General features: G+C 70.6%; 2 protein-coding genes (1 of these 2 cut by a window edge). Both read right to left on the reverse strand.

The features are described 5' to 3' along the window. Positions 1–894 carry an ABC transporter ATP-binding protein gene (locus BMY07_RS07350; RefSeq protein WP_092775711.1) on the reverse strand — a complete coding sequence of 298 codons (894 nt, stop codon included), beginning with the start codon at positions 892–894 and terminating at the stop codon, positions 1–3. Next, positions 891–14,080: the 3' portion of a type I polyketide synthase gene (locus tag BMY07_RS35235; protein WP_245782257.1), read on the reverse strand. Its footprint extends 2,272 nt past the window's final position; the window shows 13,190 of its 15,462 coding nt (coding positions 2,273–15,462); its start codon lies off the right edge, out of view; it ends in the stop codon at positions 891–893. The genes BMY07_RS07350 and BMY07_RS35235 overlap by 4 nt, the downstream gene beginning before the upstream one ends.

Genomic DNA, 14,080 nt, shown 5'->3' on the forward strand with positions numbered 1-14,080 from the left:
CTAGGCCGTGGGGGCCGCGGTCGGGGCTTTGGTGGTGTAGGCGAGGAAGGCGTCCTCCAGCGAGCCCGAGCTGACCTCCAGGTCGGCGAACGGGGCACCGGAGGCGACGAGGTCGCGCACCAGCTGGTCGGAGTCGGCGGTGATGAGGCTGACGACGTCACCGGTCTGCTCGACGCCGACGACACCGGGCAGCGCGGGAACCTCGAGCGCACGGATGGTGACCTTGCGCAGGCCGCTGATCCGGCGCAGCGCGTCGACGCTGTCGTCGGCGACCGCGCGACCGTTGTCGATGATGATGACCCGCTGGGCCAGCTCCTCGATCTCCTCGAGGTAGTGGCTGGTGATGACGGCGGTGCCGCCCGCGGCGTTGTAGGCCTTCACCCCGTCCCACAGCGCGCGCCGCACCTCGACGTCGAGTCCGGTGGTCGGCTCGTCGAGGAACACCAGGTCGGGGCGGCCGACGAAGGCCAGCGCGATGGCCAGCCTGCGCTTCTCGCCGCCGGAGAGGCCGCCGGTCTGGCGGCGCTCGACGTCCTCGAGGTGGAACTGGGCCAGCAGCTCCTTGCGCGAGATCGGGTTCGGGTAGTGCGCGGCGACGAACTCGATCACCTCACCCGCCTGCAGGGTCTCCGGCATGCCGGTCTCCTGCGGGGTCATCCCCATCCGCCGCCGCGCCCGCACGTCGCGCGGGTCGTGGCCGAACAGCTCGACCGTGCCCGAGGTGGGCTTGCGCAGGCCGACGAACATGTTGATCAGGGTGGACTTGCCCGCGCCGTTGGGGCCGAGCAGGCCGAGCAGCTGCCCGGCCGGGATCTCCACGCTGAGGTCGTCCACGGCGACCACGTCGCCGTAGCGCCGGGTGACGCCGCTCGCGCGGGCCAGGACTTCGGTCATCGTTGGTGCTTCCTTTCGTGGGGCTGCTCGCCGACGAGCGCGGCGATCCAGTGGTGGACCGCGGCCGCGGTCGATCCGGCATGCTCGGACATCATGGTGAAGTGGTTGCCCTGGACGTCCACAGTGGACGAACCAGGCCAGGAGCTGCGCCACTCACCGGTCGCCTCCCCCAACGGCTCTGCCGCGCGCACCAGGAGCGTGGGGATGGCGGGTTCGGGGTCGGGCACCTGCCAGAACAGCCGCCCGTACCAGGCCATCGCGGTGAGCCTGGCGTCGTCCATGGGCACGTACTGGTCGCGGCGCTCGAACACGCCCTCGGACAGCTCACCCGCCCACTCGGTCATCACCGGGTGGTCCAAGGGGTAGATGTCGACAAGGACCAGCCCGGCCGGGGGCCTGCCGAGAGCGGCAAGCCTGCTGGCGAGGCTGTGAGCGAGGGTGGCGCCACCGGAGTGGCCGAGGAGGTAGACGGGGGTGTCGGTCGGGACGGCATCCGCCAGCCAGTCCAACGCGACCTCTTGTGTGGACGGAAGGAGATCGTCGCGGGCGTAGCCGAGCAGCGGTATGGCTGCCACCTCGCGCTTGCCGCGAAGTGCGGCCGCGAGTCGCGCGAACTCGTGGGGGCCACCGCCTGCGGTCAGGCCACTGCAACACAGGAGAAGTCCAGGCGCGTCGCCGTTCGCTAGGGCTACCCGGCGCGCGGGCGAGGTGATCTCGGTGAGGCGGTCGGCCGCGGGGCGGAACTTGGCCGCGTCGCCGAGGAACTTGAGGAACTCCGACACCCGGCCGGTCCGCATGGCCTCCCGGTAGAGGCCTTCCAGGAGCCCGGCGGACGTGCCCGCGGTCGGTTCGCCCTCGAGGTGACGGGCCAGGTCGGCCGGGGTCGGGTGATCGAACACGATGCTCGCGGGCAGGTCGACGCCGGTCTCCTCCCTGAGCAACGCGCGCAGGTCGAGCGCGGTCAGGGAGTCCAGGCCCAGTTCGAGGAACTCGCGGTCCACCTCGACGGCCGCCGGGTCCGCGTGGCCCAGGACCCGCGCGGTGGCGGCCTGGACGAGTTCGAGCGTCGAGGTGGCGGCCAGGGGTGCCGGTGCCTGCTCGGTGGCGGTGGCCGTGCCCACGGCGTCGACCCAGTAGCGCTTGCGCTGGAAGGCGTAGGTGGGCAGGTCGACCCGGCGGCCGCCCCACCCGCGCAGGACCAGGTCCCAGGCGATGTCCTGGCCGTTGACGTGCAGGGCGGCCAGGGCGGAGACGAGCCAGGCGGCCTCGTCCTTGCCCGCGCGCTGGGCGGCGACGGCGGTCGCGGGGCGGGTGTCGCCGGGGTGGGTGAGGGTCTGGTCGGCGAGGGCCGTCAGCTGGCTGTCGGGGCCGATCTCCAGGAACTTGGTCGCACCGCGGTCGCGGAGCGCGCGGATGGCGTCGGCGAAGCGGACGGTGGATCGGATCTGGCGGATCCAGTAGTCCGGTGTCGACATGTCACCGGTGTCGAGCTGCCCGGTCAGGGTAGACACGATCGGCAGCTTCGCGGGGCCGTAGGTGACGCTTCGCGCGACCTCCGCGAACGGCTCCACCATGGGTTCCATGCGGTGCGAGTGGAAGGCGCGAGCCGTCCGCAAACGTTTGACCTGACGGTCGCTGGAGCGGGCTAGAGCCTCCAACTCGTCGATGACATCAGCGTCACCGGACAGGACAACCGAGTCGCGGGCGTTGATCGCAGCGATATCGACCTGATGGCCTTGGATAGCCGTAAGGACCTCGGTCTCGGTCATGCGGACGGCGAGCATTGCGCCGCCCTCGGGGAGTCCTTGCGTCAACCGCGCGCGGGCACTCACGAGCGTGCACGCGTCTTGGAGCGACAGGATGCCCGCGACGTGCGCCGCCGCCAGTTCGCCGAAGGAGTGTCCGGCCAGGACATCCGGCTTGAGCCCCCAGGACTCCAGCAGTCGGAACAGCGCGACCTCGACCGCGAAGAGGCCGGTCTGGGTGTAAGTGGCCTCGTGGACGCTCTCGGTGTCGATGATGTCGTGCAGCGGTAGGTCTAGATGGGCGCAGACCGCGTCGAACGCGTCGGCGTAAGCAGGGAAGGCGGCATAGAGGCCCTTGCCCATGCCTGCCCGTTGCGCGCCTTGGCCGGAGAACAGGTAGGCCAGCCCTCCCTTGCCCGCCGTACCGCGCACGACAGCAGCGTCCGCACGACCTTCAGCCAACGCAGTGAGCCCACGCCGCACTCCTACAGCGTCGCCAGCGAGAACGACGGCGCGGTGAGGCAACCTGGCGCGCTCAGTCGCCAGCGCGCGGGAGACACCGACCAGGTCATGGTCTGCGACGGTGAGGAGTTGCTGCGCCTGAGCTCGTAGTGCGGTGTCGGATCGACCGGACACCACCCACGGCACGGCTGTCGGCGCGGTGCCGTCCTCTGGCTCTACCGGTGCCTCCTGGACGCCTTCGAGGATGACGTGCGCGTTGGTGCCGCTCATGCCGAACGACGACACGCCCGCGCGCCGTGGGCGGGCGACCTCGGGCCACGGGCGCGGCGAGGTGAGGAGCCGCACCGCGCCGGAGTCCCAGTCGACGTGGCTGGCGGGCTCGTCGACGTGCAGGGTGCCCGGCAGGACGCCGCGGCGGATGGCCTCGACCATCTTGATGATCCCGGCGGCGCCCGCGGCGGCCTGGGTGTGGCCGATGTTCGACTTCACCGAGCCGAGCCACAGCGGTTCGGCGCGGTCGCGGCCGTAGGTGGCGAGCAGGGCTTGCGCCTCGACCGGGTCGCCCAACGCGGTTCCTGTGCCGTGCGCCTCGACCGCGTCCACCTCGGAGTGCGCCAGCCCGGCGCCCGCGAGCGCGGCCCGGATCACCCGCTGCTGCGAGGGGCCGTTCGGCGCGGTCAGGCCGTTCGAGGCGCCATCGGAGTTCACGGCCGAGCCGCGGACCACGGCCAGCACCTGGTGGCCGTTTCGGCGCGCGTCGGACAGCCGCTCGACGAGCAGCAGGCCGACGCCCTCACCCCAGCCGGTGCCGTCAGCGCTTTCCGCGAAGGATCGGCACCGGCCGGACGTGGCAAGGCCACCTTGGCGGGAGAACTCTGCGAAGACCGTGGGCGTCGGCATGACGGCGACACCGCCCGCGACCGCTAGCGCGCAGTCGCCGGATCGCAGCGCCTGTGCCGCGAGGTGTAGTGCGACGAGGCTGCTGGAGCAGGCAGTGTCAACGGTGACCGCTGGGCCTTCCAGGCCGAACGAGTAGGCGACTCTGCCGGACAGGACGCTGTTGGAGGTTCCAGTCATCGCGTGGCCCTCTGAGCCTGCCGGGAGGACCCCACCCGCGCCGTACCCGGAAGCAGAGGCGCCGACGAACACGCCGGTAGTGCTTCCACGCAGCGAATCGGGCGCGATGCCCGCGCGCTCTAGGAGTTCCCAGGTGGACTCCAGCAGCAGGCGCTGCTGCGGGTCCATCGCGGCGGCTTCGCGCGGGGAGATGCCGAACAGCTCCGCGTCGAAGTCCGTGGCATCGTGGACGAACCCGCCCTCGGCAGTGATCTCCCCAGCCGCCGAGAGGTCCCAGCCCCGGTCGTCGGGGAACGCCGACAGGGCGTCCACCCCGTTGGCGACGAGATCCCACAACGCCTCAGGCGAGGTCGCCCCACCGGGGAATCGGCAGCTCATGGCGACGATGGCGATGGCGTCGTCCGCGACCACCACCGGCGCGGCGACCTCGGTGTCGATGCCGCCGATCCGGGCGACCAGTTCGTCGGCCACGGCGTCCGGGGTCGGGTAGTCGAAGACCAGGGTTGACGGCAACCGGACGCCGGTCGCGGCCGCGATCCGGTCGCGGACCTGCACAGCGGTCAACGAGTCGACGCCTAGGTCGGTGAACGGCACGTCTGCGGCCACCGGCTCGGGGTAACCGAGGACACCCGCCACCTCTAGGCAGACCAACTCGCGGATACCGTCGATGCCGGTGACAACAGGGGCGTCAGCGGTAACCGTCGCGAACTCGGCCAGCAGCGGGCTTGGTCGTCCGGTCGTGAACGACGGCTCGAACCTGGCCCAGTCGATGTCGGCGACCGTCGTTGATTCAGTCAGCGCCAACGCTGCGACCGCGAGATCGGGCCGTAGCGGGTTGATGCCGCGTTTGCGCAGGTAGTCGTGAGCTCGCTCGGCCATGCCTGCCCCGGCCCACGGCCCCCAGGCGAGAGCTGCCCCGGCCTTGCCTTGGGCGCGACGACGCTCGGCCAACGCGTCCAGGTAGGCGTTCGCGGCAGAGTAAGAGGCTTGCCCGCCGCTACCCCACACACCGGCGATCGAGGAGAAGAGGACGAACAACTCGGCGTCGGGCAGGAGTTCGTCGAGGTGACGCGCGCCGAGAACCTTGGCGCTGAGGGCGTCGTCGAACTCGTCAGGGGACGTGAACTCCAACGGGACTGTGGTCGCTACCCCCGCCGAATGGACCACCCCGCTGACGGGATGCTCGGCCAAGAGCGCGGCCAGTGCGTCCCGGTCGGCCACATCGCAGGCGATGACCTTCGCGGTTGCCCCACGAGCAGCGAGATCGTCGACGAGGTCTCGTGCTTGCGCTCCGGAGCGGTTGACCAGCAGCAGGTCGGTCACGCCGTGGTCGGCGAGCCACCGAGCGGCGGCCCCACCGAGCGCGCCGGTGCCGCCGGTGATGAGGACCCGGCCGCTGATGGTCGGCTCTGGGCGGTGGCTGCCGCTGGGCCGGGTGAGCCGCCGGGCGAAGACGCCTGCCGGGCGGATGGCGAGCTGGTCCTCGCCGGGGAGCGCGCCCGCGAGGACCGCGCGCAGGCGGGTGCGGGCTCGGTCGTCCAGCGTGGCGGGGAGGTCGATCAGGCCACCCCAGCGGGCGGGGTGTTCGAGGGCGGCGACCCGGCCGAGGCCCCAGAGGAGCGCCTGCTCGGGATCGGGCGGCGCGTCGGCTCGACCGGTGCTGACGGCGCCCCTGGTGACGGCCCAGATCGGTGCGTCGACGGTGCGCAGCAGCGTGATCGTGTCCCGGGCCGCGAGCAGCGACAGGACGCCGTCCCAGTCACCAGCCGGTAGCCCGTCCGCCAATCTGACCACGGTTGCGTCTGGTGCTACCTCGACGAGGTCTGTGGGGCAGCCGTCGTCGGTGGTGACGACGAGCCAACGACCACCGAGCGTGGCAGCAGGTAGCTCCACCGGACGCCAGGTGACGCGGTAGAGCCATGAGTCCACGATGGACTTATCTCTGCACGCCTTGCGCCAGGCGGACAACGCGGGCAGGAGATCTGTCAGGGTGTCGACGTCAACCCTGAGGGTGTCGGCGACGGTCGTGGCGTCCTCTTGCTCTACCGCTGTCCAGAAGGACTGTTCGCCAGGGTCGGCACTAAACGCAGGCCTAGTGGTGTCCGGCCAGTAGCGCTTGCGGTCGAACGGGTAGGTGGGGAGGTCGATGATGTTCCCGCCCCACTCGCGGGCCTTGGCGGACCAGTCGATGTCAACGCCCTCGACATGGGCCTGGGCAAGTGCCAACCAGCCATCAGCCAGTGGCTCTGCAGGCACGACCGGAGTCCGCACGACCCCTTGGAGCAGGTGCGGTGAGTCCTCTCCAGTAGCCAGTGCCGCGAGCCCGGCCGCGTAGTCGCCGAAGACCACGGCCCGGTGCTCTAGGACCGCTCGTGCACTCGCCAGCGTTGTCGCAACATCAACCGGATCGGCCGCTACCTGACCAAGTCGCACCGCCAGGTCGCGCAGTGCTCCGGCGCTACGAGCCGATAGCAGCCACGGCAGGTCCTGGTGCTCGGCGCGCGCGGTGCCGTGAGCCTCGACCGGGTATTCCTCGATGATGATGTGTGCGTTGGTGCCGCTAAGACCGAACGATGACACTGCCGCGCGGCGCAGGCCCTCTGACTGCCAGGACTGGTTCTCGGTGAGCAGCGCGACCGAACCGGCCGACCAGTCCACGTGAGCGGTGGGGCGTGCGGCGTGCAAGGTCTTGGGCAGTTCACGGTGCCGCAGCGCCATGACCATCTTGATGATCCCGGCGACCCCGGCCGCTGCCTGCGTGTGCCCGATGTTGGACTTGACCGAGCCCAGCCATAGTGGGGCCTGCCGGTCGCGACCGTACGTGGAGAGCAGCGCCTCGGCCTCGATCGGATCCCCGAGCGCGGTACCTGTGCCGTGTGCTTCAACGACGTCGATGTCCGCTGCCTGGAGCCGTGCGTCCGTTAGTGCTGCGCGGATGACCCTCTGCTGCGCGGGTCCGTTAGGGGCGGTGAGCCCGTTGGAGGCGCCGTCCTGGTTGACCGCGCTACCTCGCACGACCGCAAGGACTCGATAGCCCTTGGCGATGGCGTCGGACAGGCGGGTCAGGAGCAGGACTCCGACGCCTTCACCCCAGCCGGTTCCGTCAGCGCCGTCTGCGAACGCTTTGCACCGACCGTCGAAGGCAAGCCCGCCTTGAACGCTGAACTCGATGAACGTGCTGGGCTGCGGCATGACCGTGATGCCCCCGGCCAATGCCATCGAGCACTCGCCGTCTCGCAGCGCCCTGGCGGCGAGGTGCAGCGCTACCAGGCTGCTGGAGCAGGCAGTGTCGACGGTGATCGCGGGACCACGGAGACCGAACGCGTAAGAGACACGTCCCGACAAGACGCTCGCGGTGTTGCCCGTGCCTAGATGCCCTTCGACAGCGGCATCGGACCCGAGGAGCAAGGTCGCGTAGTCCTGACCGTTGGTGCCAGCGAACACACCGATGTCGCTGTCACGGACCGAGAGCGGATTGATGCCCGCCCGCTCGAACACCTCCCACGACGCTTCCAGCAAGAGGCGTTGCTGGGGATCCATGGCCAAGGCCTCGCGCGGGGAGATCCCGAACAGGCCCGCGTCGAACCCGGCGATGTCGTCGAGGAAGCCGCCGACCCTGGCGGCTGATCCACCGAGGGCGTCGAGGTCCCACCCGCGGTCGCCGGGGAAGTCGACCATCGCGTCGACACCACCGCGCACCAGGTCCCACAACGCTTCCGGGCTGTCGACGCCGCCCGGGAACCGGCAGCTCATCCCCACGATCGCGATCGGTTCGGCCGCTGCCCGCGCGGTAGGCCTGTCGAGGACCTCGACGGTGGGCTGGTCGACCAGTTCCGCCAGGTGCTTGGCGAGCTCGGCGGGGGTCGGGTGGTCGAAGACGAGGCCCGCGGGCAGCGGCACGCCGATCTCCGCCGCGAGCAGGTTGCGCAGTTCCAGCGCGGTCAGCGAGTCGAACCCCAGGTCGCGGAACGGACGACCCGCCTCGATCGCGGTGGTGTCCGCGTGCCCGAGCACGGACGCGGCCAGTTCGACGACTACCGCAGCCAGGTCTCCGCGAGCGCGCCGGGACGGCTCCGCGGGCAGCTGCGGGCTCGGTGCCCTGTGGACAAGGTCCGAGAGCAGTGGGCTTGGGCGGGCGGAGGTGAAACCCGGGCCGAGCAGATCCCAGTCGATGTCCGCGACGACGAGCGAGCCCTCTTGCCCCCACGCGTCCGACAGCGCCTTGAGAGCACGCGCGACAGGCATCGGACGCATACCGGTCCGAACGAGGCGGTCAGCCACCGCAGCGGCCATTCCCTCCCCTGCCCAAGCTCCCCAGGCCAAGGACAGTGCAGGATGGCCTCTTAGCTTGCGGCGCTCGACCAGCGCGTCGAGATAGGCGTTCGCGGCGGCGTAAGCGCCCTGCCCGGGGCTACCGAGAACACCAGCGAGGGAGGTGAAGGCAACGAACAGGGCGTCGTTGGGGATGAGTTCGTCCAGCAGTTCCGCTGAACCTGCCTTCGCCGCTTCCACCGCCGCCAAGCGGTCGGGCGTCAACCCGGCGACGAGACCGTCGTCGAGCACTCCGGCGGCGTGAACGACGGCGGACACGGTGAACCGGGCGAGGAGTTCGGCGACGGTCGTGCGGTCGGTGAGGTCGCATGCCACGACCCGCGCGCCGACCTCCTCTGCCAGTTCGGCGGCACCTGGAGCATCAGGTCCGCGCCTGCTGACCAGCACGAGATCGGTCACCCCGCGCGACCGCAGCCACCGCGCGACGTGCCCACCCAGCGCGCCCGTACCGCCGGTGACCAGCACGGTGCCCGTGGGAACCGCCACCGCCGCGGAGGGGCGCTCGGCCCGACGCAGCCGTCGACCGAACAGGCGGCCGGACCGCACCGCGACCTGGTCCTCACCTGACCGCAGCGCAGCGACGACACCTTGATCCGCGAGATCGGTGACGTCGATCAGCCCGCCCCACCGAGCCGGGTCTTCCAGCGCGGCGACCCGCCCGATCCCCCAGGCAGCGGCGCTTCGCGGCTCAGGGGCCTCCTCGGCGAGCGAAACGGCGCCAACCGTCACGCACCACACCGGGGCGTCGAAACGGGCCGCAGCGAGGACATCAGCGGCCGATTCCACAACTACGACGACGCCTGCCAGGCCGTCCTGGCCGTCTTCGGCGAGGGTGGCCCCGGCCTGCCGCAGGGTCGAAGCGATCTCCTCGGAGCCGACGACAAGCCAACGACCGGACAAGCGGCTCGGCGCGGTCGACAACTCTTGCCACTCGACCCGGTAGAACCACGGCTCTGGCACGGGATCAGGCCAGTAGCGGTCACGTTCGAAGGGATAGGTCGGCAACGAGACACGGCGTGCGCCCCAGGGCCTCAGGTAGGCCTGCCAGTCCACGTGAACACCACGGGCATGCAGGCGAGCAACAGCTGCGACGAGCGTGGTGGGCTCATCCTGGCCGGGGCGCAGGGCAGGGACAGCGACCACGTTGGCGGCGATCTGCTGGGTCAGGGCACTGAGCACGCCGTCCGGACCGAGTTCAAGCGCGGTTGTGACCCCGGAGAGGGACCCGACCGCGTCGGCGAAGCGGACAGGCTCGCGGACCTGGCGGACCCAGTAGTCAGCGCTATCGACGGCGCCTGGGGCGGTAGTGACGACCGGGATCTGCGGAGGCAGGTAGGTCAATCCTTCGGCGACGCGCGCGAAGTCCTCCAGCATCGGTTCCATGCGGTGGGAGTGGAACGCGTGAGACACCGTGAGCCGCTTGACCCTGCGGCCCTCTTCGCTCCACCTAGCGGCGTGCTCCCCTACAGCGGCCGCGTCTCCTGACACCACTACCGAGCGCGGGCCGTTCACCGCCGCGAGATCCACGCCCGCGCCGAGGTCCAGGTCGGATTCGGCGGCCTCGACCGCCAGCATCGCCCCACCCTCGGGCAACTCCTGCATCAGCCTTCCGCGCGCGGACACCAGCGCGCAGGCGTCATCCAGTGACAAGACCCCGGCAACGTGCGCGGCGGCCAGTTCTCCGATGGAGTGGCCAACCAGCACGTCCGGCACGACGCCCCAGGATTCGACGAGCCGGAACAAGGCGACCTGCAATGCGAACAGGCCTGCCTGCGTGTAGACGGTCTGGTTGACGCTCTCGTCGCTGATCGCCTCTAGTAGCGGGCGATCCAGGTCGACCCGCTCGGCCACGGCGTCAAAGGCTTCCGCGAACACCGGGAAGGCCGCGTAGAGCTCAGCGCCCATGCCCGCGCGCTGCGAGCCCTGTCCGGTGAAGAGGAAGACAAGCTCGCCATGCGCGACCACATCCTGGACGCACTTTCCACCCACCAGGACAGCGCGGTGGCTGAGATCCGCCCGCGTTGCCGCTAGCGACCACGCAACGTCCGCTTCGGATTCGTCCACAAGAGACACCGCAGCGATCTGGCGCTCCAACGCGCCTGCGGTGTCCCCCGAGTACAACATCGGCAGCGGCAGAGCCTGGCTGGCTGGTGCGTGTGCCAACGGATCCGGTAGTGGTGCCTGCTCCAGGATCGTGTGGGCGTTGGTGCCGCTGATGCCGAACGAGGACACGGCCATGCGGCGCGGCCTGGACACAACGGGCCACGGGCGTTGGTCGGTGAGGAGCGAGACGGCCCCGGCGGTCCAGTCGACGTGCGGTGTGGGGGCGTCGACGTGCAGTGTCGCGGGCAGGACGCCGTGGTGCAGGGCCATGACGGCCTTGATCACGCCCGCCACGCCCGCGGCGGCCTGGGTGTGGCCGATGTTGGACTTCACCGAGCCGAGCCACAGCGGTTCGTCGCGGTTCTGGCCATAGGTGGCGAGCAGTGCCTGGGCCTCGATCGGATCGCCTAGCGCCGTGCCGGTGCCGTGAGCCTCAACGGCGTCGATGTCGGCAGGGGTCAGCGCGGCGGAATCGAGGGCGGCGCGAATGACGCGCTGTTGAGCGGGACCATTGGGCGCGGTCAGGCCGTTGGAGGCCCCATCGGAGTTGATGGCGGTGCCTCGGACTACGGCGAGGACATCGTGCCCATTGCGGCGAGCGTCGGAGAGGCGTTCGACTAGGAGCACTCCGACGCCTTCGCCCCAGCCAGCGCCGTCGGCGGAGGCCGCGAACGAGCGGCACCGGCTCGTGGTCGACATCCCGCGCTGGCGGCTGAACTCGGTGAAAATGCCGGGGCCGGACAACACCGTCACCCCGCCCACCACCGCGAGGTCACACTCACCGCGCCCCAGGGCGTGCGCTGCCAGGTGCAGGGCGACCAGGCTGCTGGAACAGGCGGTGTCGACGGTAAGAGCGGGGCCTTCGAGGCCGAACGTGTAGGCGACACGACCGGAGACAACGCTCGGCGAGCCACCCGTGGCGAGGTAGCCCTCACTGCCAGACGCGGACGCGGTCAGGAAGCTCATGTAGTCCTGGCCACCGGTGCCCGCATAGACAGCGGTCCGGGAGCCGCGCAGCGACAACGGGTCGATGCCCGCCCGCTCGAACAGTTCCCACGTGGCCTCTAGCAACAACCGCTGTTGCGGGTCCATCGCGAACGCTTCACGCGGGGAGATCCCGAACAGGCCTGCGTCGAACGCGGTGGCGTCATCGACGAACCCGCCCTCGCGGGCGTAGGTGGTGCCCGGGTTGTCCGGATCAGGGTGGTAGAGCGCGGCTAGATCCCAGCCACGGTCGTCCGGGAAGGGCGCCATGGCGTCGACCCCGTTGACCACCAGGTCCCACAGGTCCTCGGGTGAGCGCACCCCGCCGGGGAACCGGCAGCTCATGCCGACGATCACGATCGGGTCGTCCACGAGGGCGGCAGTGGCGGTGCCCTGCTTGGCAGCGGGCTCGACCGGCGCGGCGGTGATCTCGGCGCTGAGGAAGCGGGCGAGGGCGGCCGGGGTCGGGTGGTCGAACACCAGCGTGGCGGGCACGCGCAGCCCGGTCGCGAGGGTGATCCGGTTGCGCAGCTCGACCGCGCCCGCCGACGCCAGTCCCAGGTCACCGAAGGCCCGGTTCGGTTCGACGGCGTTGCCCGAGTCGTAGCCCAGCACCAGGGACACCTGTTCGCGAACCAACGCCAGCAGGGTGCGGTTGCGTTCGGCGGCCGACACCCGCGCGAGCCGTTGGGACAGCGGTTGGTCTTCGTCCGGCTCGGCCTCTCCGGGGTCAGTGGCGCCGGTGAGGCCGTCGAGCAGGTGGCTGGGGCGGGTCGCGGTGAAGAACCAGCCGAAGGTGTCCCAACGGATGTCGGCGATGGCGACTGCGGTGTCGTCGTTGTCGATAGCGGCGCGCAGTGCGTCAAGAGCCAGGTCCGGCGCCATGCGGGGAACACCGTGGCGAGCCATGGCGTCGCCGATAGCGCCTTCGGCCATGCCCGCGCCATCCCAGGATCCCCACGCGATAGCGGTCCCAGGAAGGCCTTGCGCGCGACGGTGGTGAGCGAAGGCGTCGAGGAAGGCATTGCCTGGGCCGTAGTTGCCCTCTCCTGCCGCGCCGAAGACACCGGCTAGAGATGAGAACAGGACGAACGCGTCGAGGTTGGTGGTCAGCTCGTGCAGATTCACCGCTGCGGTGACCTTCGCGCGTAGCGCGGTATCGACCCGGTCAAGGGTGAGTGAGTCGAGGATGCTGGAGTCGACCACTCCTGCGGCGTGGAACACCGAGTTCGGCGGGTGTTCGGCGATCACGGCCGCCAGCGCGTCCCGGTCCGCCGGGTCACACGCCAGCACGGTCACCCTGGCACCGAGGTCTTCCAGCTCGGCCACCAGGTCGGCCGCCCCAGGCGCGGCAAGGCCTCGACGGCTCAGCAGCAGCAGGTGTTCGGCGCCGCCTCGGGCGAGCATCCGCGCGACGTGGGTGCCGATCGCCCCGGTGCCGCCGGTGATCAGGGCCGTGCCGGACGGCGACCACGGGCGCCGCTTCGAAGGTGCGTCCGCGCGCCGCAGGCGGGCCGCGTGGACGCCGTCAGGGCGGAGGCGTAGTTGATCCTCGTCCCGCTGCCCGAGGGCCGCTGCCAGGCCGTCCAGCACCTGGGCGTCGACCTCGGCCGGGAGCTCGACCAGCCCGCCCCACCACGGGTACTCGTGCGCCGCGACCCGACCCAAACCAACGACCAAGGCCTGTAGCGGGTTGGTCGCCACGTCGACCGTCGCGCACCACAGCGGCACCTGGAGCTTGGCCGCGTGCAGGGCGTGGATCAGCGTGATCGTGTCCGCGAAGCCCTGCGGTACCGCCGGGTATTCGGCTGTTGCCTGCTCCTCTAGTGCCAAGAGCGACAGCACGCCGCCCGGCCGGCTCTGGATAAGAGTGTCCAGCGCCTCGATGTCGACGACGGTGGCGCCGAGGTGCTCGGCGATGGCGGCGGCTAGAGGGTGATCGCCTCTGGTCACCACTGCCCAGGGGGCGTCGCCCTTAACGGCGTTAAGGGCGACGGGCTGCCACGCGAGTTGGTAGCGCCAACTCTCGGAGGTGGGGATCGTGGTGGTGTGGAGGGTGTTGAGCCAGTACCGCTTGCGCTGGAAGGCGTAGGTGGGCAGGTCCACGCGGACGCCGCCCCAGGGCTGGGTGAGGGTGGCCCAGTCGACAGTGACGCCGTGGACGTGGGCCTCGGCCAGGGCGGTGAGCCAGCGGCGGGTGTCGCCCTCGGTGCGGCGGAGGGTGGCGAGCACAGCGGCCGACGTTCCGGAGTCCGCGACCGTCTCGTTCAGGCCGTAGGTGAGCACCGGGTGCGGGCTGACCTCGACGAACAGGGAGCGGCCGGACTCGAGCAGCCCTCTTACGGCCGCCTCGAACCGGACGGGTTCACGCAGGTTGTTGAACCAGTAGGCGGCGTCGAGAGTGGCCGTGTCGACGCGGGTAGCGGTCACGGCGGAGTGGAACGGGATGCTGCCGGAACGCGGCCGGATCGGGGCCAGGTCCG

Source organism: Actinokineospora terrae (assembly GCF_900111175.1).
GTDB lineage: Bacteria > Actinomycetota > Actinomycetes > Mycobacteriales > Pseudonocardiaceae > Actinokineospora > Actinokineospora terrae.

What these genes read in the sequence shown, in the direction of transcription:
- BMY07_RS07350 (WP_092775711.1), bottom strand. Translation starts at nt 894, where the DNA reads ATGACCGAAGTCCTGGCCCGCGCGAGCGGCGTCACCCGGCGCTACGGC.